Genomic DNA, 20,782 nt, shown 5'->3' with positions numbered 1-20,782 from the left:
GGTCACGGTAGGTCCGCGGGGGCGGCCGGCGCTTCTCCGTTCCTGATCGATCTGAGGGGCCGGGTGACCCGCTTCGCCTCGCAGGGCGGCATGCCCTCCGCCGCGCGGGTGGTCCGGTCCCGGTAGGTGCTCGGGGGCACGCCGACCAGCTCGGTGAAGCGGGTGCTGAACGTGCCGAGCGAGCCGTACCCCACCGCGAAGCACACCTCGGTCACGCTCAGGTCGCCACGTCGCAGCAGCGCCATGGCGCGCTCGATGCGTCGGGTCATGAGGTAGGAGTACGGCGATTCGCCGTAGGCCTGCTTGAACTGGCGGCTCAGGTGCCCCGAGGACATGTGCACCCCGCGTGCCAGCGCGTCCACGTCGAGCGGCTTGGCGTAGTCCCGGTCGATCCGGTCGCGCACGCGTCGCAGCCGCGCGAGGTCCTCGAGGGGCGGGGTCGTGGTCGGTCGGTCGCTCACCGCGGCGATCCTGCCACGTCGTGGGCCTGCCCCACAGCGGCCGGCAGGGCTAGGCTGCCCGGCCGTGGACGGGACGCCGCTCGTGGTCGACGCCGACGCGGTGCGCCGCCACCGGCTGCGGGCCGGCCACCTCGATCGGCGGCTGCCGCGCACCGCCGACGGGCTGCGCCGGGCGGCCTGGGCCGGCGCGCAGGACAGCATGCCGCGCGCCGCCCTGCTGTCCCTCCACGCCCGGCTGGCCGATGTCGACGCCGACGTCCTCGACGATCCCGCCCTCGTCCAGATCTGGGGTCCGCGCCACAACCTCTACGTCGTGGCGGCCGCCGACCTCTGGGTGTTCACCCTCGGCCGGCTGCCGACCGACAGCCGGGGCCGCCGCCGCGCCGAGGACACCGCGCGGCGGGCCCGGTCGGTCCTCGAGGACCTCGGGGAGGTGCCCTTCGCCACGATCGGCCGGGCTCTCGGCATCGACCCGAACGCCCTGCGGTACGCCGCGCCGACCGGGACGCTGCTGGTCCGCTGGGACGGGGCGCGCCAACCGACGGTGCGGCTCGCGCCACCGCCGGAGGGTGACGAGCGGGAGGCCCGCCACGAGCTCGTCCGTCGGTACCTGCACGTCTACGGCCCCACCCCGCCCGAGCGGTTCGGGCGGTGGGCCGCCGTCGGCGTCCGCCAGGCCCGCACCACGTTCGGCGAGCTGTCGCCCGACCTCGTGCGCGTCACCACCCCCATCGGGGAGGGGTGGGCCCTCGCCGCGGACGAGGCGTCGCTGCGGGCTCCGGCTGACGGGGAGGTCGACGGCGTCCGGCTCCTGCCGAGCGGCGACGCCCACTGGCTGCTGCACGGCGCCGACCGCGAGCTGCTGGTCGACGACCCCGCGCTCAGGGACCGGCTGTGGACGCCGCGGGTGTGGCCGGGGGCGCTCCTGGTGGACGGACGGGTGGCCGGGACCTGGCGGCGGGCGCGGACCACCTTGGACGTGGAGCCGTGGCGGCCGCTCACCGACGCCGAGCGCGAGGCGACCGGTGCGGCTGCGGCCGCGCTGCCGCTCCCGGACGCCGGCGCGATCTCCGTCCGGTGGTCCGCCTGAGCGTCAGGCGCCGAAGTCGATCGCGGTCGCGTCGAAGATCAGCAGCTGGACGAAGCTGATGAACGTGTCCGCCGACGTGGGGTTCTCCCCGGAGCGCATGAGGATGCCGGCCGAGCCGCCCGCCGGCAGCGGGTCGGGGTCGGCGACCCACGCGGACTCACCCTCGTCCCCCTGGGTCCAGCCGGCGCCGATCTGCACCTCGCCGCCGTCGCCGCGGCGGCACAGCAGACGGGCGAACGTGGCGGTGTCCGGCGGGCGGGCGAGCTCGAGCTCCAGCAACCGGGCGCTGATCTGGCCGCCGGCGTTGATCCGGTCGACGACCAGGCGCCGGTCGGGTTGCACGCGCAGCTCGTAGCGGCTCTGGTCGGCGGCGCTGAGGCCCTTGCCGGCGCCGCCCCAGCAGAAGAGCCCGCTGCTGACGTCCTCCGCGCCCTGGAAGTTCGTCGAGAAGCTGGCCGTGATGAGGCCGACGTCGACCAGGTCGCTGGCCGGGACCCCGGTGATCGGGCTGGTGACGATGGAGTCCGGCTGCCCGACGACCATGTCGTAGAAGAAGACGTCGTCGAAGTTCCCGAAGAGGCCTTCCGCCGGCGGGTCCGAGAACGGCCGCAGCACGGCGGCGTCGCGGTCCTCGAAGTGCTCCTCGAGCACGATCGAGTCAGCGGGCAGCTCCTGGGGCGGGATGCGCTGCTGCGATCCGGTGAGGTCCACGAAGTCGAGGGCGAAGGTGAGCGTCAGGCCGGTGGTGGGATCCTTCTCCTCCGTCGACTGCGACTCCTCGGCCGGCAGCAGGATCCCCGCCTCCCCCTGCCCGCCGGCGGCCTCGGTCGAGGGCGCGGGTGTCGAGGGCGCGGGTGTCGAGGGCCCGGATGTCGAGGGCCCGGATGTCGACGGCGAGGCGGGCCGCAGCTCCCCTCCCCCGGCGCTGGGCGTGCCGTCAGCGGTGACCGTCTCGGACGGCGCTGCCGCGGTGGGTGCCGCTGACGTGGCGGGCGGCGGCGCGGACGGGGACCCCTCGTCGGCGATGTCGTCGGACCCGCCCCCGCAGGCGGCGAGGACGACGGCCAGCGTGAGCGCGACGAGGGTGACTGCGGGTGAGGGCACGTGCACGCCGAGACGCTAGCCGTTCGTCGCGTGGGGCGGCGAACGCCGCACGGCCGGTCGGCCAGGCCGGTCGGCCAGGCCGGTCAGCCGGGCCTGTCTGCGGGCCGCTCAGCGCGGCGCGTACGGCAGGTGCGTGACCGCCAGCCCCGCCGCGTGCTGGCCTGCCTGCAGCAGGCGCGCGAGGGCCTGCGGCGTCGGCGGCCGTTCAGTGGGGTCCTTGGCCATCGCGGCGTGCAGGACGTCGGCGATCGCCCGGGGCACTCCGGTCCCGACCAGGTCCGGCGGCGGCTCCTCCGCCAGACGGCGCATGAGGGTGCTGAACCCTGGGTCGTCGTCGCAGAAGGCCGCGCACCCACGGATCGCCGCGACGAGCGTGGCCGCGAGGCCGTAGACGTCGGCGGTCGGGGCCGGCTCAGCGCCGTCGAACGCCTCCGGCGGCGCGTAGGCCACCGTCGCCATCACCATCCCCGGGCTCGTCTGGTCGACGCCGTCCACCAGGTGTGCGATGCCGAAGTCGGCGGGCATCGGCCGCCCGTAGCGGTCGAAGATGACGTTGTCCGGCTTGAGGTCGCGGTGGAGGATCCCCTCGTCGTGGGCGGTCTGCAGGGCCCCGGCGATCTCCACCCCGACCTCGATCGCGTTCGGCCAGGGCTGGGCCCCGGTCGCCGCGATCCGATCCCCGAGGGAGCCGCCCTCGAGCAACGGCATCACCAGGCAGGTGCGACCGTCCGCGGCGGAGACCATGTCGTGGACGACCACCACGTTCGGGTGCCCGGACAACCGGCCCATCGCCGCGGCCTCCCGGGCGAACCGAGCGGCTGCCCCCGCGGGGTCCCAGGCGCGGCTGAGCACCTTGATGGCGACGGCGCGCTGCAGCTCGTCGTGCCAGGCCCGGTAGACGGTGCCGAAGCCGCCGGAGCCGAGCTCGACGAGGTCGGTGAACTCCTCGAGCACCGGCACGCCCTCGTCCACGTCCCCGACCGGTCCCAGCACGCGGTCAGACTAGCGCCGCGGGCAGGTCACTCGAGCCGCTGCCACATGCGCGCCGCGAGGGGCAGGAACACGACCACGATGACGACCGCCCACCCGAGCCCCCACAGGAGGTTCGTCTGCACGCCGGTGCAGAAGTCGATCGCGTCGGCCGAGGTGCCGCAGGGGTGGCCGCCGACGGTCAGGGACCGGACGGCGTCGGCCACGCGCGAGAGGGGGTTCTGCGTCGCGAACGCGGTGAGCCAGCCGGGCATCGTCGCGGGGACGACGAACACGCTGGACGCGAACGCGAGCGGGAACAGCCAGACGAAGCCCGCCCCCTGCACCGCCTCGGGCTCCTTCAGCGCCAACCCGATGAAGGCGGCGATCCACGCGAACGCGAAGCTGAACGCGGCGATCAGCCCCAGGGCGGCGACTGCCTGGACGACCGACGTGGTGATCCGGAAGCCGACCACGTAGGCGACGGCGAGCATCACCAGCAACGACAGCAGGTTCACGAACGCGTCGGACAGGACCCGGCCGGCCAGCACGGCCGCCCGCGCCATCGGGAGGGACCGGAAGCGGTCGATGATGCCGGCCTTCAGGTCCTCGGCGATGCCGATGGCCGTGCCGACCGTCGCGAAGGTCACCGACTGCACGATGATGCCGGGCATCAGGTACTGGACGTAGTCGACGCCAGGGGTGGGGATGGACCCGCCGAACACGTAGCGGAACAGCAGGACAAACATGACTGGCTGGATGAAGATGAACACCGCGATCTGCGGCTGGCGCTGGTAGCGCCGCAGGTTGCGCCCCATCAGCACGACCGAGTCGTGGAGCGCGGCGCGGAGACCCTCCCGCGGGATCGTCGGGGCGGGGATGGCGGTGGGGACGCTCACCGCCCGACCTCCGCGCTGACGCGCCGAGGTCGCCCCCCGGCCGGTCCGCCGACCGCTCGCAGGCTCGCGCTCACCGGGCCGCCTCCATCTCCGCAGCCGAGCCCTCGGCGGTCCGGCCGGTCAGGCTGAGGAACACGTCGTCCAGGCTGGCCCGGCGGAGGGAGAGCTCGTCCAGGCGGATCCCCGCGTCGTCGAGCACCCGGACGGTGTCGACCAGGTGGTCGTCGTCGGCGTCCACCGGGAAGCTGATCGTCCCCCGGTCGGCGTCTGCGCTGACCTCGCCTGCGGCGAACGGTGCCACCAGGCGGTGCGCCTCCTCGGTGCGGGCGGGGTCGAGCACGGTGAACTCGATCCGCTCACCGCCGACCTGGTCCTTCAGCTGGCGCGCGGTGCCCTGCGCGATCGCCCGACCGCGGTCGATCACGAGGATCTCGTCGGCCAGGGCGTCGGCCTCCTCCAGGTACTGCGTGGTGAGGAGGAGGGTGGTCCCGTCCGCGACGATCTCACCGATCACCGACCACAACGACCGGCGGCTGGCGGGGTCCAGGCCGGTCGTCGGCTCGTCGAGGAACAGCACGTCCGGCCGGGCGACCAGGGACGCTGCCAGGTCCAGGCGACGGCGCATGCCACCCGAGTAGGTCCGGGACGGGCGGCCGCCGGCCTCCGTCAGCCCGAACCGGGCCAGCAGCTGCCGGGCACGGGTGCGGGCATCGGCCTTCGCCAGGCCGTTGAGCCGCCCGATCATCGTGAGGTTCTCCGCCCCGGTGAGGTGCTCGTCCACCGCGGCGTACTGCCCGGTGAGGCCGATCCGCTTGCGGACCTCTGCCGGCTGCGCGGCGACGTCGAAGCCGGCCACGCGGGCCGTGCCCGCTGTGGCGGGCTGCAGCGTGGCCAGGATCCGCACCGCCGTCGTCTTGCCGGCCCCGTTCGGTCCCAGCAGCCCGAGGACGCTCCCCCGGGGGACCGACAGGTCCAGGCCGCACAGCGCCTCGGTCTCGCCGTAGGTCTTGACCAGCCCCGACGCCTCGATCGCCGTTCCTGCCATCACCACCTCCTCCACCCCCTGCCGACACGGCAGGGAACCGTACACCATACGGTTGTTGCTCGCAGCGGTGGTCGGGGGGCTGGGTGCGGTGGTCGGTGATCAGCCGAGCGCGGCCAGTGCCCGCTCCAGCCGGTCCCGGGCGTCTGCGGCCACAGGCGCGAGGGCGTCGCCCGCGAGCTCGACCATCGCCCGCGGATCGGCGGCCGCGACCTCGCTGCCGCCGCCCTCGGCTGCCCGGACGACCACGTTGCAGGGCAGCAGCGCCCCGATGTCGCGGTCCGCGGCGAGCGCCTGGTGCGCGAGCGGCGGGTTGCACGCACCGAGGATGGTGTAGTGGCCGACGTCCTCGCCGAGCTTCTCGAGCAGGGCGGCGCGCACGTCGATGGTGCTGAGGATGCCGAAGCCCTCGGCGGCGAGCGCGTCGCGGACGCGGGACTCGGCGGTCGCGGGGTCGTCGGTGAGGGACACGGTCATGGCGTAGGTGGACATGCGTCGCTCCTAGCTGTCGGGGGTGACGACGGGACGTGGCGCACGGGGCGCGCCGCTGTCCCAGTCGTCGTCGATCAGGACCACGTCCTTGCCCGCCCGGGCCATCAGGGACGCACCGATCGAGGACCGGTAGCCGGACTGGCAGTGGACCCACAGCTCCCGGTCGTCCGGCAGGTGGTGCGCCTCGGCGGCGATCCGCTCGAGCGGCAGGTGGACCGCACCCTCGAGGTGCCCCTGCGCCCACTCGTCGGGACGGCGGACGTCGACCACCAGGACGTCGTCCGCGGCGGGCACGTCGCTGAACGACGCGACCCGGTAGGTGGTGACGGGGGCCTCGGGGCCGAGGGCGTCCGGCACGCCGACCGCCATCCCGAGCGGCCGGTCGAGCCCGATGCGGACCAGCTCGCGCTGGGCGGTGGCGATCTGCTCGGCGGTGTCGGCCAGGAGCGTGATCGGGGTGCCCCAGGGGATCGCCCAGCCGACGTAGGTCGCCATGCTCCCGGACGCCTCGGCGCTGATCGATCCGGCGACGTGCGCTGCGGCGAACGCCCGGCGGTCGCGGACGTCGAGGACCCAGTCGCCGCGGTCGATGCGAGCCAGGACCTCGGCCAGGTCGCAGGTCTGCGGAGGCGACAGGTCAGGGGCCTGCGGGCCGGCGAGGTTCAGCGGTCCCATGTGGGCGTAGTACGGCGGGTGGGCGGTCAGCCCGGCGAGGAGGGTCTCGACGAAGGCGTCCTCGTCGTCGGTGGTGCAGGCGATGTTCTCGCGCCGCTCGTCCGCGATGGTCCCCGCGTCGCGGTCACCGCCGCCGGCGGAGGCGCAGAACGACCCGAACCCGTGCGTCGGGTACACCGCGGTGGTGCCGTCGAGCGAGCCGGCGAGGCCCCGCACCGAGCTGTGCTGAGCCCGGCTCAGGGCATCGGTGTGCGCGGGTCCGAGGAGGTCGGTGCGACCGACCGTGCCGTACAGCATCGACCCGCCGGTGAACACCGCCTCGTCGCCGTCGTGGGCCACGACGTAGGACAGGTGGGTGTGGGTGTGGCCCGGCGAGCTGACGGCGCGGACCGCGAGATCCCCCACTGCGACCACCCCGCCGTCGGCGATCGGCTCGCGGTCGAAGGTGACCGGGTCGTCGCCGTTCACCAGGTACCGGGCGCCGGTCATCCGCGCCAGCGCCAACCCGCCGCTGACGTAGTCGTTGTGGATGTGGGTCTCGAGCACCGCCACCAAGCGCACGTCCAGGTCCGCGAGGGTGGCCAGGACGCGGTCGACGTCGCGCTGGGGGTCGACGACCACCGCGACCTGGCCGTCGTCCACGACGTAGGACCGGTCACCCAGCCCCTCGGTCGAGATGGTGGTGATCCGCAACGTGCGCTCCGCTCCCCTGTCGACGATCCGCGGTGTGTGCAAATATATCCGGACATTTGGTCCGGGCAATCAGCTGCTGGGGTCGAGGACCTCCGCGCCGATCGGGCTGGCGGCCGGCCACGTGGTGGTCACCGCGATCCGGCTGCTGCGCAGCAGCGTCAGCCGGCACTCGATGACCCGGTCGGCGTGGCTCGTGACCCGCTCGATGCGGAGCAGGGCCTCGTCGTCATCGAGCTCGAGCACGTCGCGCATCGACGCGTCCGGCGTGACCGCCTGGATGTGCTCACGCCCGGCGGCGGGTCGGATGCCGGTCCGAGCTGCGAGCTCGTCGTAGAGGGAGGTGTGCTCGAACGACGCGTCGAGCAGCGGCCGTCCGATGTCGGGGGCCAGCCACGCGGTGTCGAGGGCGAGCGGGATGTCGTCCATGAACCTGAGCCGCTCCAGGTGCACCAGCGGCGTGGCCGGGTCGAAGCCGAACCGGCCGGCTGCGTGCGGGTCCGGCCGGAGGTCGAGCGCGAGCACCTGGCTGTGCTGGGTGTGCCCGGCGTCCTCGACCGCGGCGAACAGGTTGTAGAGGGCGCCGAGGGGCTGGGTGACGCTGCTGCGCGTCACGGTGCTGCCCCTCCCCCGCTCGCGCTCGACCACCCCGCGGGCCTTCAGGTGCCGGACCGCCTCGCGGACGGTGTGCCGGCTGGTGCCGTAGTGGTCGACGAGCTCCCGGTCGGTCGGGAACCGCTGCTCGAACTCCCCGGCCGTCAGACGGCGCTCGAGGTCGTCGAGCACCTGTCGCCACAGCGGCACCTTCTCAGCAGCGGATGGCACCAGCACCTCCTCGTCGGCGTGCCAGGCTAGCCGTCGGCCCGCGCGGTCGGCGCGGGGGCATCGCGCCCCCGGCTGACGGGTAGGTCCCCGCCAGACGGACGAGCGGAGAGGAGCGCAGCGGTGCAGAGCGGTTCGGTGGTGATCCACGGCAGGCAGGTGGCGTTCCGCGTCGCCGGCGACGACGACCCCGGGACGCCGACGGCGCTCCTCGTGCACGGCATCACCCAGGACTCGGGCACGTGGACCCCGATCATCGACCGCCTGGCCTCCCGGACCCGGGTCGTCGCCGTCGACCTCCCCGGCCACGGCGGCTCGGACAACCCCGCGGGCGACCACTCGATGGGGGCGTACGCCTCGACGCTGCGGGACCTGATGCACCTGCTCGGGCGGCCGTCGGCGACCGTGGTCGGGCACTCCCTCGGCGGCGGTGTCGCCCTGCAGTTCGCCTACCAGTTCCCCGAGATGGTGGACCGCCTGGTGCTGGTGGACGCGGGCGGGCTGGGTCCTGAGGTCAGCCCGCTGCTGCGGGCGGCGTCCCTGCCCCTGGCCAGCCCGGTGATCGCCGGGCTCGCGCGGGTCGCCCGTGCCGCCGGCCGCCTGCCCGGGGGTCGTGGAACCGATCTGGACGGCATCCGCCAGGGCCTGGCGGGCCTCGTCGACCCCGACGCGCGACGCGCGTTCGTGGGCACCGTCCGCGCCACGATCGGTCCGCGCGGCCAGCGCGTCTCCGCCACCGACAAGCTCTACCTGGCCCGGGAGGTGCCCACCCTGCTCCTGTGGGGCGCGGACGACCCGGTCATCCCCCTGGCGCACGGGCGCGCCGCCCACGAGCGGATCGCCGGCAGCGAGATCGAGGTCATCGAGGGGGCGGGCCACTTCCCCCACCTCGACGAGCCGGACCGCGTGGCCGCGCGCATCCTCACGTTCGTCGACGCCACCGACCCGTCGGACATCACGTCCGCCGAGTGGGCGGCTGTGCTCCGCGCCGAGGCCGAGGCGACGGCCGGGGCCGACGTCCAGGCCGGCGCGACACGCGGGTGAGCGAGGAGCCACCGCTCGCGCACGGGGGCAGCGGCTGGCGGCGGGCACTGCAGGTCGCGCGCGCCGCGGGACTCGAGGCCCTGCACCGCTCCCGCCGCGCGGACCTCGCCCTGATCAGCGCCGGCCTCACCTTCTACGCCGCCCTCACCCTCGTGCCCCTGGCGCTGTGGGCCTTCTACGGCGCCGGCGTCCTCCTCGGACCCGACCGGGTGATCGCGATCGCCGACGACCTGTCCCGCTTCCTCGAGGGGCCCCTCGGCATCGACGAGCTCGTGGAGGAGCTCGCGCGGATGGGCCCGGGCCTCGGCCTCAGCTCCCTCGCCGCGTCGCTGCTGGCCGCCCTCACGTACGGCGAGGGACTGCTCCGAGCGATCTCGACCTACCACGACGCGGCGCCGCGCTCGGGCTCGGCCTGGCGCGGGCGCGCGATGGTCGTCCCCTACGTGCTCGTCTACCCGGGGCTGGCCGCCGTGGCGCTGCTGGCCGTCGACGGCGTCGACCGGCTGGTGGGCGAGGGGGCGGGGGCCTGGGTGCTCGGCACCTACCTCACCTTCCTGGTCGGCTGGGCCCTCCTCACGCTGCAGCTGGCCTTCCTCTACCGGGTGTTCGCCCCGGGGTCGCCGTCCTCCCGGGCCCTCGCGTGGGGGGCGGGGGCGACCGCGTCCTTCCTCGCCGGCATGTCGCTCGGCTGGGTCCCGGTGCTGCGGCTCGGGGTCGGGGTGGGCCGGGCGTTCGGGGGATCCGAGGCGGTGGGGCGCCTGGTCCTGATCGGGATCTACCTCCTCGCGTTCCAGGTCGTCCTGCTGACCGGCCACCACCTCGTCAGCGCGCTCGACGCCCGACGGTCGCGGACAGCTGGGCCCTGACCTGCGCGACCGCACGCGACCAGGTGCCGCCTCCGCGGTGCGGGTCGGCGAGCCAGTCCGCGCAGGCGGTGTCGTCCTCGGTCACGCCGGTCGCCACGTCGGCTGCCGCGGCGGCCAGCAGCGCGCCGGCGCGCGGGACCGCGACCGGGGCGCCGTCGAGGTGGCCGACCAGGACCCGGTCCGCGTCGTCGAGGGCGGCGTCGTCGACGGCGGTCCGCCGCCGTGCCGCCAGGTGGTCGGCGGCCGCCAGGAGGACCCCGGCGTCCGCCGCGGGCACGGTGGCGGCGATCTCCCCACCGAGCTCGACCAGGTGGCGCTCGAGCAGCCACGAGGGCATCCCGCGGACGGCGAGGACCACCGCCAGCCACTCGACCTGCTCGCGGACCACGCCGGCCGGGCGGGTGACGAGCCCGGCCAGCCAGGCGCTGTCGCTGCCGGTGAAGCGCCGGCCGCGGGAGCCGTAGCGCATCTCGTAGTACGGCATCGCCGCCAGGGACCGGTGGCCGGCGCGGATGGCCGCGCGCAGGAGGGGCTCGTCGGTGGCGATGACGTGCCGGCCCGCCTCGACGTTGACCACCCGGGCGTCGGCGCGCCGCTCGTCGTCACGCCGTCCGAGTCCGACCACGACGTGGGCGACCGCCTCCGCGACCCATCCAGCCAGGTCGCCGGCCAGCGCGGGGGGCGGCTCGACCGGCCCATCGGCCCCGAGCGCCCGCAGCCACGCCGCGACCGGACCGGCCTGGTCGGGTCGCGCGTCGACGAGGAGCCGCAGCTGCTCGGCCCCGACGACCGCAGCCACGGTCGCGGGGTCGCTGCGATCCCCTGCACGGCCGGCCACGGCGTGCAGGTCCAGGAGGGCCGCGGCCTCGGCGACCCGCTCGCGGGGGAGGTCGTCCAGGCGCGGCACGTCGCTCGTCGGGGTCGTCACCTGCCCGAGGATGACCGCTCGCGAGCGGTCGCGCCATCACACGAACTCACCCGATTTCGGCCGAAGTCGTGTACTGTCGTCGGCATGCACGACCGTGAGGACGACCTGGCCGACCTGATCATGCGACGCCTGCACGAGCTCGGCCTCAGCCAGAGCGCCCTGGCGCGGGAGGCGGGCATCAGCGCCGACACCGTCCGGAAGGTCCTGCGGGGTGAGGGCCAGTCCTTCCGCCGGCTGACGCTCTCGTCGCTGTCCCAGGCCCTCGGCTGGCCGCCCGACGCCCTCGAGCGGCTCTTCGACGGGCACGACAACCCCTGGGCCGACCGCCCGCGGCGTCCGTGGGCCGCGGCGACCACCCGCGACGCCGACCCTGCCGACCCCGGCACCGTCGACGCCCACCCCGACCCGGCCGACGCTCACGACGTCGACGCCGAGGCGCAGCCGGCGACGGGAGCGGACCACGCCGACGACCGCGACCAGGTCGTGGACGACGACCTGGTGCGCCGCATCGCCCGCCTGGAGCGGCTCGTCGGGGACGAGCGGCCCGGGGACCCCGGAGGGGACCTGGACGACCTGCGGCGCCGGGTCGCCCGGCTCGAGGACCTGGCGCTCGACCGCCTCGCGCGGACCTGACGCGGTCGGCGCCGCGGTGCGCGGCGTCCCGGGACGGGCATGACGTCCGTGGACCCGTCCACGGACCCCGTCACGAGGAGACCGAATGCTGCTGGCCGCGCAAGCCGAGACCCAGGCGAGCGGGCTGTTCGGGTGGATCCTCGACGTCATCGAGGCGCTGGGACCCATCGGCGTCGCCGCGATGGTGGCGCTCGAGAACGTGTTCCCACCGATCCCGAGCGAGCTGGTGCTGCCCTTCGCGGGCTTCGTGATCGGCCAGGAGGGGTCGACCCCGTGGACGATGGTGCTCGCCTCCACCCTCGGGGCGGTCGCCGGGGCGGTCGTGCTGTACGAGCTGGGTCGCTGGGCGGGGCTGGAGCGCACCCGGCACTGGCTCGTCCGCCTGCCGCTGGTGGAAGCCAACGAGGTGGACGGCTCCATCGACTGGTTCCGACGCCACGGGACGGGGTCGGTCCTGGTCGGTCGCTGCGTCCCCGTGGTGCGGAGCCTGGTGTCCCTGCCCGCCGGCGCCGCCGGCATGCACCGCGGGCAGTTCCTGGCGCTCACGACCGTCGGGTCGGCGGTGTGGAACACCATCTGGGTGTGGGCGGGCTACCTGCTCGGCAGCCGCTGGCAGCAGGCGGCGCGGTACTCCGACTGGATCAGCTACGCGATGTGGGCGGCGCTCGTCGCCCTGGTGGCCCGCTTCGTCTGGCGACGGCGGGACCGCATCGGCAGCTGAGCACCGCCTGCGGCCCGCGCCTACCCGACGGCCGCCGCCGCCTCGCCCAGCGCGGCGAGGTAGTCGTCCAGGCCCCAGGTGAGCGACAGCGCGGTCGGCGGGGAGACGGCCGCGACCAGCGGGGCCCCCTCGATCACCGCGACGCGGCCGTCCTGGACCTGCGCCATCTGAGCCGTCGGCCCGTCGGTGAGGAAGGCCGTCGTGTCCTCCGGCGTCTCGGCGTACACGACCAGGACGTCGCTCTCGATCTCGCCGATCTGCTCGTAGCTGAGCGTGTAGAAGAACGTCGACTCCTCGGTGTCGAGCTCGTCCACGCTCGGTGCGACCTCCATGCCGAGGTCGGTCAGGAACTCCACCCGGGGGTCGGCGGACCGGTAGACGTAGAACGTCCCGTCGGCGTCGACGACGTTGGCGACGGTGAGCCCCGCGAGCTCCGGGTGCGACTCCGCGGCGTCCGCGATCGTGGCCTCGATGTCGGCGAGGAGGACCTCCGCCTCGGCGTCGAGACCCAGGGCCTGGCCGGTGCTCGCGACCACGTCCCGCCACGGGGTGGACCACGCCTCGCCGGGGTAGGCGACGGTCGGCGCGATGGCCGAGAGCAGCTCGTGGTCCTCGGCGGTGATGCCGGAGTACTGGGCGAGGATCACGTCGGGGTCGGCCGCGGCGATCGCCTCGAAGGGGACCTCCTCGGAGTTGGGGAGGACCTCGGGGAACTCCGCGCCCGCGGCCTCCACCGCCTCCACGACCCAGGGCAGGCGGCCCTGCTCGTCGCCGCCGTAGGCCTGGTGGGGGATCGCGACGGGGACGACGCCCAGCGCGACCGCGGCATCGGCGGTCCCCCAGCCCCAGGTCACCACGCGCTCCGGCGCGGCCTCGATCGTCGTCTCGCCGAAGGCGTGCTCGATCGTGACGGGGAAGTCGCCGGCGGCGGACTCCGTCGGGCCGGCATCCTCCGTCGCGCCTGTGGTGGGTGCGGGGTCGGTGCCCGGCTCGGCTTCGCCGGCAGGGTCGTCGCCACCGCAGGCCGAGGCGAGGAGGGTGAGGGCCAACAGCAGGGCGAGGGCGGTGACGGGGCGCACGCGACGGCGTGCCCCCGTGAACGGGCGTGGCATTGGACGGTGTCTCCGGGGAGGGGCTGGCAGGCAATCTTAGGTATACCTAACCTGCCTACCGCCGAGCAAGTCGGCCCGTCCCGCCGTGGATCAGACCCGCGCCCCGAGGATGCCGCCGATGGCCGAACCGGGCGCGGGGAGGTTGTCGACGGTGGTGAAGGCCGGGCGGTGGACGGCCTCGATGGCCGTGACGACGCGGCGGGCGTCGCGGCGCCGGACCGAGGAGAGCACCATCGCGACCTCACCGTCCCGCCCCTCACCGAGGAACACCGTCGCGCCGTGGCCGAGCGCGCGGATCGCGTCTGCGGACCGGGCGGCGTGGGCCGGCGGGACGAAGGCCCGGACGGTCACCATGCCGAGCCGCAGGCGGTAGACCGCCTCCATGCCGACCACCGTGCCGAGGCCCATGCCGAGGATGAAGCCGGCGATGCGCGGCGGGGACAGGTCGGTCAGCACCAGGCTGAGGGCGGTGATGATCACCGAGGCCTCGACCAGGGCGATCATGCCCGCCGGCAACCGACGGCCCGACACGACGAACACCGTGCGGAAGGTCTGGAGGAGGACCTCGGAGGTCTTGAGGACGACGACCACCAGCATCGGGACGAGGACGTCCGCCATCAGGGCGACGAGGTCGGGGGGGAGGGTGGGGAAGAGCGGTGCGCTGGTCATGGCGCCGAACTGGTCGTCACCTGGCGGGGTCTGCTGAAGTGGTGCGCCATCGTCCGGTGGGACACCCCGCCCGCGACGGGCTCGCGGCACGCCGGCGAGCCAGGACGGGGGTCGAGCCAGGACGGGGTCTGAGCCAGGACGGGTCTGTCGACTTCGTTGCGCCCTTCGAGACATTCCCGACAGACCTCGGCCGTGCGGTCCCGGGTGGCATGGAGCCCTGTCGTCTTCGTTGCGCAGATCGGAACGAAGACGACAGACCGCGCCGAGCCGGTGGCCATCGCCGCGCCTTCCCGGGGCCACGACCGGGGTCGCGCGAGCGACCATGACCGCGCCCTCGACGAGGCGCGTCAGCCCGACGCCCCGAGCACCGCGAGGGCGCCCCCGACGACGACGATCGCCAGCAGCCCGAAGGCCAGCGCCGCGAAGCGGTAGTCGCGGCGGTCGACCCAGCGGATCCCGAGCCACAGGACCCTGAGGAGCGGCACGACGACCACGACCGCGACGGCGGCCCAGGCCAGGACCTCGCCCGGGAGCCCCGGCACCACCGCGCCCGCGACGCCGAGCACGAGCGCGACCAGCGCCGCGCGCTGCAGCACCGCGGCCATCACCCCGTTGGCCCGGGGCTGGACGTCGAAGGGCCGGTCCTGGCGGACCATCAGCCCGTCACCACCAGGACGACGGCGACGCCGACGAGCAGGACCCCGAGGCCCGTCCGGATCACCGCCACCGGCGCGCGGGACTGCAGGGCCGCGCCGACCTGCCCGCCGAGGAGGCTGCCCGCGATCACCGCGGCCGCGGCCTGGGGGTCGACGCGCCCCTGGAGGACGAAGACGACGAGCCCCGCCGCGGCGGTGACCCCGATCGTGAACGTGGTCGTCGACGCGGCGACCTTGAGCGGGATGCGCATGACGTCGGTGGTCACCGGGGTCTTCAGGAACCCGCCGCTGGCCCCGGCCACACCGGCGATGACGCCGGAGACCCACATGAGCGCGAGGGCGACCGGCAGGCGCGCGGCGCGGTACGGGACGGGCTCGTCCTCCGGTGGCGCGACCCCGGCGATCTGCCCCGGCCACTCCCCCACCGTCTGGTCCTGCACCGTCGCGCCCGGCCCCCGGCGCCCGCGCGTCCGCAGCATCGCCGCGGCGGCGAGGACGGCGACGGTGGCGAGACCCCAGGTGAGCACGCGCTCCGACACGATCCCCGAGCCGAGCGCCCCCGTGGTGGCGCCGAGCGTCGCGGCGGCCTCGGTCGTCACGCCGAGGCGGTGGTTGACCGTCCGCTCGCGGAGCTGCAGCCCGCCCGCCGCGATCGACCCGGCCGCCACCGACACGAGCCCGAGCGGCGCAGCCTCCGCCGCGGGCATCCCGGCGACCGCCAGCGCCGGGACCAGGAGGACCGCGCCGCCGAGGCCGCCGAGCGCGCCGATGCCAGCGGTGGCGAACGCCGCCGCGACGAGCACGAGGGAGAGCACGCCGTCCCCGTCAGTGGCGCGGGGCTCAGTGGCTCAGGACGTGCGGCTCGCCGTCATCAGCCTCCATCGGCAGGTCCGCGGCGGCCCAGGCGAGCATGCCGCCCTCGACGTTCGCCGCCCGGTAACCCGCCCGGGAGAGGGCCATCGCCGCCTGTCCGGACCGCGCGCCGCTGCGGCAGACGAACAGGTACCGGACCTCGGGGTCCCACGTGGCCGCGCCGAAGGCCGACAGGGGCACGTGCGTCGCGCCGGGCGCGCGTCCCGCGGCCCACTCGTCCTGCTCGCGCACGTCGACCAGGACGGCGTCCTCCCCGGCGGCGTGCGCGGTGTGGACGTCGACGTGCTCCATGGTGGCTCCCTTCGTCTGGACCGCGGGGTGCGGCACCTCGGATCGTACGGACCACGTGCGCCGGATGCTCCGAGCGCCGGGTCGGATGGCGTGACCACACCCCCACATGGGGGAAGGAGCGGGACGTGGACTGGCTCGCCGCCGAGGGGTACGAGGGAGCCCGCTGGCTGCTCACACGGCTGGTCGGGGCCCTCTACGCGCTCGCCTTCGCGAACGCGGCCCTGGGGTGGCGTGGCCTCCTCGGCGACGACGGCCTCCTGCCCGCGCGTCGGGTCGTGGAGCGGCTCGACCCCCGGCACCAGCTCACGGTCTTCGCGTGGCGGTACTCCGACGACCTCGTGGTCCGCACCTGCTGGGCTGCGGCCGCGGTGTCCCTGGCCATGGCGCTCGGGCTCCCCCAGCGAGGACCGTCCTGGGTGCCGCTGGCCCTCTGGCTGGTCCTGTGGGCGCTGTACCTCTCGATCGTGACGATCGGCCAGATCTGGTACGCGTTCGGGTGGGAGACCATCCTCCTCGAGGCGGGGTTCGTCGCCGCCTTCCTCGGCAGCGATGCCGACGTCCCCTCCTGGGCGGCGATCCTCGCGGTGCGGTGGCTCCTCTTCCGCATCGAGTTCGGGGCCGGGCTGATCAAGCTGCGCGGCGACGCCTGCTGGCGTGATCTCACCTGCCTCGACTTCCACCACGAGACCCAACCGATCCCCGGCCCGCTGTCGTGGTGGGCGCACACCCGGCCGGGCTGGTGGCACCGCGTGGAGGTCGCCGGCAACCACGTGACCCAGCTCGTCATGCCCGTCGGGCTGTTTCTGCCCCAACCGGTCGCCGGGATCGCCGCGGTGTCGGTGATCGCGACGCAGGGCTGGCTGATCCTGACCGGGAACTTCGCGTGGCTGAACGCGGTGACCGTCGTCCTCGCCCTCAGCGCGGTGCCGGATGCGTGGCTCGGCTGGCTGCCCGTCGACACCGCGGGCGACGGCGGGCTGCCCGCCTGGCTCGGGGCCGTCACCCTGGCGGTCGCCGCGATGGTGCTGGTGATGTCGTGGCGCCCGGTGCGGAACATGATGAGTCCCGACCAGCTGATGAACGCGGCGTTCAACCGGTTCAGGCTCGTCGGCACCTACGGAGCCTTCGGGTCCGTCACCCGGACCCGCTACGAGATCGTGCTGGAGGGCACCGACGCCGAGGATCCCGACGCACCGGACACCGAGTGGCGGACGTATGCGTTCAAGGGCAAGCCCGGCGACCCGGCACGCCGCCCACCGCAGGTCGCGCCCTGGCACCTGCGCCTCGACTGGCTGATGTGGTTCGCCGCGATGACGCCGCACGCCGGACGTCACGACGTCTGGTTCCGCCGCCTGGTGGAGGGGCTCCTCGAGGGGCGGCCGGCCATCCGCCGTCTCCTCGCCCTGGATCCCTTCAGCCCGAGCCAGCCGCGGTGGATCCGCGCGCGCCGCTGCCGCTACCGCTTCACCACCCCCGACGAGCGGCGTGCGACCGGTGACTTCTGGGTGGTCGAGCCGGTCGGGGAGTTCCTGCCGCCGATCCGTCGACCGCCCACCCGCCGGCACACCGCCTGAGCGTCACCGGCAGGCGTCGACGAGCTCGGCGAAGCGCTGGGCGTTGCGGACCGCGTGGCCGTCGTAGTCGTTGTTGAAGTACACGAACGCGTCCTCACCTCCCGCCACGATCGCGGCGACCCGCTCCGCCCACGGGCGCAGCTCGTCGTCGGCGTAGTCCCACCGGTAGGGGTCCTCGCCCAGGCCGTGGAACCGCAGGTACCCCCAGGCGGTGGTGGCCCGCGCGGGCTGCGGCACGTCGGCTGCCGACGTCCACACGCGCGCGATGCCGTGGGCGGCGAGGACCTCGTCGACGTCGTCGGCGGTCCAGGACGGATGGCGGAACTCCACCGCGTGCCGGGTCCACCCCGGCAGGGTGCCGGCGAAGCGCGCCAGCCGGGCCGGATCGTGGTGGAGGTTCGGGGGGAGCTGCCACAGGATCACCCCGAGGGTGGCACCCAGCCCGCGCAGCCGCCCCGTGACGAGCTCGACCGACCCCTCGAGCCGGTCCCCGCCGATCTTGAGGTTGTGGGTGGTGAACCGGCTGCCCTTGGCCGCGTAGCAGAACCCCTCGGGGGCCTGCTCCCGCCACCCGTCGACCATCCGCTCGGTCGGCAACCGGTAGAACGACGCGTTGATCTCGACGGTGTCGAAGAGGGTGGCGTAGTGGCCGAACCACCGGCTCTTCGCCAGATCGTCGGGGTACACCACCCCTCGCCAGTCGTCGTAGTGCCAGCCGCTGGTCCCGATCCGGAGCATGGGCTCCCCCTACCCGGGGAAGGTGGAGCCCATGAGCAGCGGCAGCATCATCACCGACGAGCACGGCACGTTCGACATCGGCGGCGACATGACCGTCCGACGCATGGGCTTCGGGGCCCAGAGGAGCTCGTCATCGCGACCAAGGGCGGGTCGACCCGCCCGTCGCCGCAGGCGTGGGGACGCGACGGGTCCCCAGCCCACCTCCGGGAGGCGTGCGAGGCGAGCCTCCGCCGGCTCCGCCTGGACGTGATCGACCTGTACCAGCTGCACGGCCCCGATCCGGACGTGCCGTTCGCCGAGACCGTCGGCGCCCTCGCCGAGCTGCGGGACGCCGGGAAGGTCCGCCACGTCGGCTTGTCCAACGTCTCGGCGGACCAGCTCGCCGAGGCGCGGGACATCGTCCCGATCGCGAGCGTGCAGAACCGCTACAACCTCACCGACCGGTCGTCCGACCCGGTGCTGGACGCCTGCGCAGATGCCGGGCTCGCCTTCCTCCCCTACGTCCCCCTCGCCGGCGGCCGGATCGAGAACGACACCTCCGGCCGCCATAGCTCAGAACACGCGATGACCGTTGGACGCCGTCCGATCACGGAGTGTGAAGGCGCATGGGTTTCACCCGTGCCGACCAGGGCTATGACCTCGTCATGTTGATACTTGGGATCATCCTGATCATCGCCGGTGCCCTCCTGGACATCGGCATCCTCTACACCATCGGCGCGATCTTGGCCGTCATCGGCCTCGTGCTGTGGGTCCTCTCCTCGACGGGCCGCGCGTTCAGCGGGCGTCGCTTCTACTGACCGACCGGCCTCTACTGACCGACGACGAACCAGCCGGCCCCGGACGCGCCGCCGCCGGGGCCGCTGTCGTGCTCGCGTGTGGTCAGGCCGCTTGCGCCGGCCCGACGTCTCAGCTCGACGGGCGGGCGACCCGGTCGACGGCGTCGGCCACGTCCTCGTCGCCTGACACCACCTCGAGGGTCAACCCCGCCGAGGCGGGACGCTCGATCACGGCGGCCAGGACGGCCGCGACATCGGCTCGCGGGATCTCACCCGCATCGACGTGCCGCGCCAGCGCCACGCGGCCCGTGGACGGCTCGTCGGTCAACCGACCGGGGCGGATGATCGTCCAGTCGAGGTCGCTGTCCGCCAGGGCGGCGTCGGCGCGGCTCTTCGCCCGCAGGTACACGTCGAACACGTCGTCGCCGTCCGGCGGGTCGTCGGTCCCCATGGCGCTGACCATGACGTAGCGCCGGACACCGGCTGCTGAGCAGGCGTCCCGCAGCGCCACCGCGGCGCCGTAGTCGACGGTCTCCTTGCGGGCCGCGCCGCTGCCCGGGCCGGCCCCCGCGGCGAAGACGAGGACGTCGCAGCCCTCGAGGGCGGACGCGAGCTCGTCGGCTCCAGCGTCCTCGAGGTCGATGAGGTGCGGGGACCCGCCAGCGTCCTCCACGTCGGCGCGGTGATCGGGGTTGCGGATCAGCGCGCGGACCTCGTGGCCGTCCGCGGCGAGCAGCCGCGTCAGGTGCAGGGCGATCTGGCCGTGGCCTCCGGCGATGGCGATGCGAGTCATGCCCCCCTCGTGCCCGCGGCCGTCACGGGGCAAACGGTCAGCGGAGGTCGACCGCGGCCACCTGGCCGGCGCGCGTGCCGACGTAGAGCCGGCCGTCCCACACCGCGGGCGTCGACTCGATGCAGCCGTCGAGGGCGAGGTCCCACCGCGGGACCGGCGGACCGTCCTCGGTGAGGTCGAAGGCGTGGAGCACACCGTCGCAGGCGCCCTGGATCAGGACGTCGTCGACGACGACGGGGGAGGACCAGAGGTGGTCGCCGAGCTCGACGGACCAGCGCACCGCCCCGGTGTCCGCGTCCAGGCCGAGCAGGCTGCCGCCGGTTGTCGGGACGATCACGACGTCGCGCCACAGAGCAGGGGTGCCCCAGACCCCGGCGACGTCCGCACCCTCGGCGACCCGCGGGTCGGCGACGCCCCAGACGAGCGGGTCGGCCGCGTCCGGATCGAGGCGGACCACCTGGCCGACCTTGCGGCTGCGGGCGGTGTGGCGCTCGTACTCCGCGGCCACGACCAGGTCGCCGGTGGCCTCGTCGACCACGACGGTGGCGTCGGCGTCGTCGCCCACCCACCACCGGAACACCTGCCGGGGCTCCCCCTCCCCCACCAGGCTCGACAGGTCCCAGCCCTGCACGAGCCCGCCGGAGTTCACGAGCCAGACCACCCCGTCGTGGACGGCGACCGAGGACTCGATGGAGGTGTTGCGGTCGCCGAGGTCGGCGATCAGCTCGTCGTCCCACGAGGCGACGTCGGCCACGACCCTCGCGTCGAGGGCGACCAAGCCGTCGGGGCCGGTGTGACGGTCGAGGGCGGCCACGAACAGGCGGCTGTTCTCGCCGCCCACGACCAGGTGGTCGTCGACGACCA

At 74.4% G+C, this 20,782-nt stretch carries 25 protein-coding genes; 8 read left to right on the top strand and 17 right to left on the bottom strand.

All coding sequences use genetic code 11. The features are described from left to right. Positions 1–2: 2 nt before the first annotated feature. Complete coding sequence (locus tag ACEQ2X_RS18880) at positions 3–461, bottom strand: helix-turn-helix transcriptional regulator (RefSeq protein WP_370327408.1); 459 nt, start codon at positions 459–461, stop codon at positions 3–5. 64 nt (positions 462–525) lie between these two features. Between ACEQ2X_RS18880 and ACEQ2X_RS18875 the strand changes: the two genes are divergently transcribed. Beyond that, complete coding sequence (locus ACEQ2X_RS18875; RefSeq protein WP_370327407.1) at positions 526–1,551, top strand: DNA glycosylase AlkZ-like family protein; 1,026 nt, start codon at positions 526–528, stop codon at positions 1,549–1,551. Positions 1,552–1,554: 3 nt separating this feature from the next. On the opposite strand, the gene ACEQ2X_RS18870 is transcribed toward ACEQ2X_RS18875, so the two are convergent. The 7 genes from ACEQ2X_RS18870 to ACEQ2X_RS18840 all read right to left on the bottom strand — a co-directional run bounded on the left by ACEQ2X_RS18870 (position 1,555) and on the right by ACEQ2X_RS18840 (position 8,247). Beyond that, a complete protein-coding gene (locus ACEQ2X_RS18870) occupies positions 1,555–2,655 on the bottom strand; it encodes a hypothetical protein (protein ID WP_370327406.1) in 1,101 nt (366 codons plus the stop codon). A 108-nt stretch (positions 2,656–2,763) separates the two neighbouring features. Then, positions 2,764–3,648 (bottom strand): serine/threonine-protein kinase, encoded by an 885-nt coding sequence (locus ACEQ2X_RS18865; protein ID WP_370327405.1) that lies wholly within the window; start codon positions 3,646–3,648, stop codon positions 2,764–2,766. Between the two features lie 26 nt (positions 3,649–3,674). After that, positions 3,675–4,523, bottom strand: coding sequence for an ABC transporter permease (locus tag ACEQ2X_RS18860; protein WP_370327404.1), 849 nt, complete (start codon positions 4,521–4,523; stop codon positions 3,675–3,677). A 70-nt stretch (positions 4,524–4,593) separates the two neighbouring features. Beyond that, the gene (locus ACEQ2X_RS18855) at positions 4,594–5,568 is read right to left on the bottom strand and encodes an ATP-binding cassette domain-containing protein (protein ID WP_370327403.1); all 975 of its coding nucleotides are present in this window, start codon (positions 5,566–5,568) and stop codon (positions 4,594–4,596) included. Positions 5,569–5,667: 99 nt separating this feature from the next. Further along, positions 5,668–6,057 carry a DUF302 domain-containing protein gene (locus tag ACEQ2X_RS18850; protein ID WP_370327402.1) on the bottom strand — a complete coding sequence of 130 codons (390 nt, stop codon included), beginning with the start codon at positions 6,055–6,057 and terminating at the stop codon, positions 5,668–5,670. A 9-nt stretch (positions 6,058–6,066) separates the two neighbouring features. Then, positions 6,067–7,425 carry a rhodanese-like domain-containing protein gene (locus ACEQ2X_RS18845; protein ID WP_370327401.1) on the bottom strand — a complete coding sequence of 453 codons (1,359 nt, stop codon included), beginning with the start codon at positions 7,423–7,425 and terminating at the stop codon, positions 6,067–6,069. A 69-nt stretch (positions 7,426–7,494) separates the two neighbouring features. Beyond that, the gene (locus ACEQ2X_RS18840) at positions 7,495–8,247 is read right to left on the bottom strand and encodes a GntR family transcriptional regulator (protein WP_370327400.1); all 753 of its coding nucleotides are present in this window, start codon (positions 8,245–8,247) and stop codon (positions 7,495–7,497) included. A 120-nt stretch (positions 8,248–8,367) separates the two neighbouring features. On the opposite strand from ACEQ2X_RS18840, the gene ACEQ2X_RS18835 reads away from it, so the two are divergent. Then, on the top strand, positions 8,368–9,288 hold the full coding sequence (locus tag ACEQ2X_RS18835) for an alpha/beta fold hydrolase (protein ID WP_370327399.1): 921 nt from the start codon (positions 8,368–8,370) through the stop codon (positions 9,286–9,288). Continuing rightward, positions 9,285–10,154: a YhjD/YihY/BrkB family envelope integrity protein gene (locus tag ACEQ2X_RS18830; RefSeq protein WP_370327398.1), complete on the top strand. Its 870-nt coding sequence runs from the start codon at positions 9,285–9,287 to the stop codon at positions 10,152–10,154. Before ACEQ2X_RS18835 ends, ACEQ2X_RS18830 begins: the two co-directional genes overlap by 4 nt. Here ACEQ2X_RS18830 and ACEQ2X_RS18825 read toward each other — a convergent pair. Beyond that, positions 10,111–11,082 (bottom strand): hypothetical protein, encoded by a 972-nt coding sequence (locus ACEQ2X_RS18825; protein ID WP_370327397.1) that lies wholly within the window; start codon positions 11,080–11,082, stop codon positions 10,111–10,113. The two genes, ACEQ2X_RS18830 and ACEQ2X_RS18825, sit on opposite strands and share 44 nt — an antisense overlap. A gap of 84 nt (positions 11,083–11,166) precedes the next feature. On the opposite strand from ACEQ2X_RS18825, the gene ACEQ2X_RS18820 reads away from it, so the two are divergent. Then, positions 11,167–11,715, top strand: coding sequence for a helix-turn-helix domain-containing protein (locus tag ACEQ2X_RS18820; protein WP_370327396.1), 549 nt, complete (start codon positions 11,167–11,169; stop codon positions 11,713–11,715). Positions 11,716–11,800: 85 nt separating this feature from the next. Continuing rightward, entirely contained in the window at positions 11,801–12,436 is a 636-nt protein-coding gene (locus ACEQ2X_RS18815) for a DedA family protein (RefSeq protein WP_370327395.1), read from the top strand. 20 nt (positions 12,437–12,456) lie between these two features. Here ACEQ2X_RS18815 and ACEQ2X_RS18810 read toward each other — a convergent pair whose 3' ends face one another. From ACEQ2X_RS18810 to ACEQ2X_RS18790, 5 genes are all read right to left on the bottom strand, one after another. After that, positions 12,457–13,515 (bottom strand): iron-siderophore ABC transporter substrate-binding protein, encoded by a 1,059-nt coding sequence (locus tag ACEQ2X_RS18810; protein WP_370327394.1) that lies wholly within the window; start codon positions 13,513–13,515, stop codon positions 12,457–12,459. A 123-nt stretch (positions 13,516–13,638) separates the two neighbouring features. Beyond that, a complete protein-coding gene (locus ACEQ2X_RS18805; protein ID WP_370327393.1) occupies positions 13,639–14,217 on the bottom strand; it encodes a DUF5698 domain-containing protein in 579 nt (192 codons plus the stop codon). A gap of 347 nt (positions 14,218–14,564) precedes the next feature. Then, complete coding sequence (locus tag ACEQ2X_RS18800) at positions 14,565–14,873, bottom strand: hypothetical protein (protein ID WP_370327392.1); 309 nt, start codon at positions 14,871–14,873, stop codon at positions 14,565–14,567. Next, on the bottom strand, positions 14,873–15,688 hold the full coding sequence (locus ACEQ2X_RS18795) for a sulfite exporter TauE/SafE family protein (RefSeq protein WP_370327391.1): 816 nt from the start codon (positions 15,686–15,688) through the stop codon (positions 14,873–14,875). The genes ACEQ2X_RS18800 and ACEQ2X_RS18795 overlap by 1 nt, the downstream gene beginning before the upstream one ends. 25 nt (positions 15,689–15,713) lie before the next feature. Then, entirely contained in the window at positions 15,714–16,037 is a 324-nt protein-coding gene (locus ACEQ2X_RS18790; RefSeq protein WP_370327390.1) for a rhodanese-like domain-containing protein, read from the bottom strand. 125 nt (positions 16,038–16,162) lie between these two features. Here ACEQ2X_RS18790 and ACEQ2X_RS18785 point away from each other — a divergent pair, with 125 nt between their 5' ends. Further along, positions 16,163–17,611 (top strand): lipase maturation factor family protein, encoded by a 1,449-nt coding sequence (locus ACEQ2X_RS18785; protein WP_370327389.1) that lies wholly within the window; start codon positions 16,163–16,165, stop codon positions 17,609–17,611. Positions 17,612–17,614: 3 nt separating this feature from the next. On the opposite strand, the gene ACEQ2X_RS18780 is transcribed toward ACEQ2X_RS18785, so the two are convergent. Beyond that, positions 17,615–18,349 carry a DUF72 domain-containing protein gene (locus tag ACEQ2X_RS18780; RefSeq protein WP_370327388.1) on the bottom strand — a complete coding sequence of 245 codons (735 nt, stop codon included), beginning with the start codon at positions 18,347–18,349 and terminating at the stop codon, positions 17,615–17,617. On the opposite strand from ACEQ2X_RS18780, the gene ACEQ2X_RS18775 reads away from it, so the two are divergent. Both ACEQ2X_RS18775 and ACEQ2X_RS18770 read left to right on the top strand, forming a co-directional pair. Continuing rightward, the gene (locus ACEQ2X_RS18775; protein WP_370327387.1) at positions 18,257–19,000 is read left to right on the top strand and encodes an aldo/keto reductase; all 744 of its coding nucleotides are present in this window, start codon (positions 18,257–18,259) and stop codon (positions 18,998–19,000) included. The genes ACEQ2X_RS18780 and ACEQ2X_RS18775 overlap by 93 nt on opposite strands. Then, complete coding sequence (locus ACEQ2X_RS18770) at positions 18,955–19,146, top strand: hypothetical protein (RefSeq protein ID WP_370327386.1); 192 nt, start codon at positions 18,955–18,957, stop codon at positions 19,144–19,146. Before ACEQ2X_RS18775 ends, ACEQ2X_RS18770 begins: the two co-directional genes overlap by 46 nt. Positions 19,147–19,255: 109 nt before the next feature. Here the strand turns inward: ACEQ2X_RS18770 and ACEQ2X_RS18765 are convergent, their stop codons facing one another. After that, positions 19,256–19,918, bottom strand: coding sequence for an SDR family oxidoreductase (locus ACEQ2X_RS18765; protein WP_370327385.1), 663 nt, complete (start codon positions 19,916–19,918; stop codon positions 19,256–19,258). A 37-nt stretch (positions 19,919–19,955) separates the two neighbouring features. Beyond that, a partial coding sequence (locus ACEQ2X_RS18760; RefSeq protein WP_370327384.1) for a PQQ-binding-like beta-propeller repeat protein occupies positions 19,956–20,782 on the bottom strand: 827 nt, incomplete at its 5' end.

Source organism: Euzebya sp., from assembly GCF_964222135.1.
Taxonomy (GTDB): domain Bacteria; phylum Actinomycetota; class Nitriliruptoria; order Euzebyales; family Euzebyaceae; genus Euzebya.
This window is presented reverse-complemented; position numbering and strand designations above follow the sequence as displayed.

Excerpts from the sequence above, each read along its gene's own strand:
- ACEQ2X_RS18770 (WP_370327386.1), top strand. The coding sequence starts at position 18,955 with ATGGGTTTCACCCGTGCCGACCAGGGCTATGACCTCGTCATGTTGATA.
- ACEQ2X_RS18855 (WP_370327403.1), bottom strand. The coding sequence starts at position 5,568 with ATGGCAGGAACGGCGATCGAGGCGTCGGGGCTGGTCAAGACCTACGGC.
- ACEQ2X_RS18780 (WP_370327388.1), bottom strand. The coding sequence starts at position 18,349 with ATGCTCCGGATCGGGACCAGCGGCTGGCACTACGACGACTGGCGAGGG.
- ACEQ2X_RS18805 (WP_370327393.1), bottom strand. The coding sequence starts at position 14,217 with ATGACCAGCGCACCGCTCTTCCCCACCCTCCCCCCCGACCTCGTCGCC.
- ACEQ2X_RS18820 (WP_370327396.1), top strand. The coding sequence starts at position 11,167 with ATGCACGACCGTGAGGACGACCTGGCCGACCTGATCATGCGACGCCTG.
- ACEQ2X_RS18790 (WP_370327390.1), bottom strand. The coding sequence starts at position 16,037 with ATGGAGCACGTCGACGTCCACACCGCGCACGCCGCCGGGGAGGACGCC.
- ACEQ2X_RS18850 (WP_370327402.1), bottom strand. The coding sequence starts at position 6,057 with ATGTCCACCTACGCCATGACCGTGTCCCTCACCGACGACCCCGCGACC.
- ACEQ2X_RS18800 (WP_370327392.1), bottom strand. The coding sequence starts at position 14,873 with ATGGTCCGCCAGGACCGGCCCTTCGACGTCCAGCCCCGGGCCAACGGG.
- ACEQ2X_RS18765 (WP_370327385.1), bottom strand. The coding sequence starts at position 19,918 with ATGACTCGCATCGCCATCGCCGGAGGCCACGGCCAGATCGCCCTGCAC.
- ACEQ2X_RS18815 (WP_370327395.1), top strand. The coding sequence starts at position 11,801 with ATGCTGCTGGCCGCGCAAGCCGAGACCCAGGCGAGCGGGCTGTTCGGG.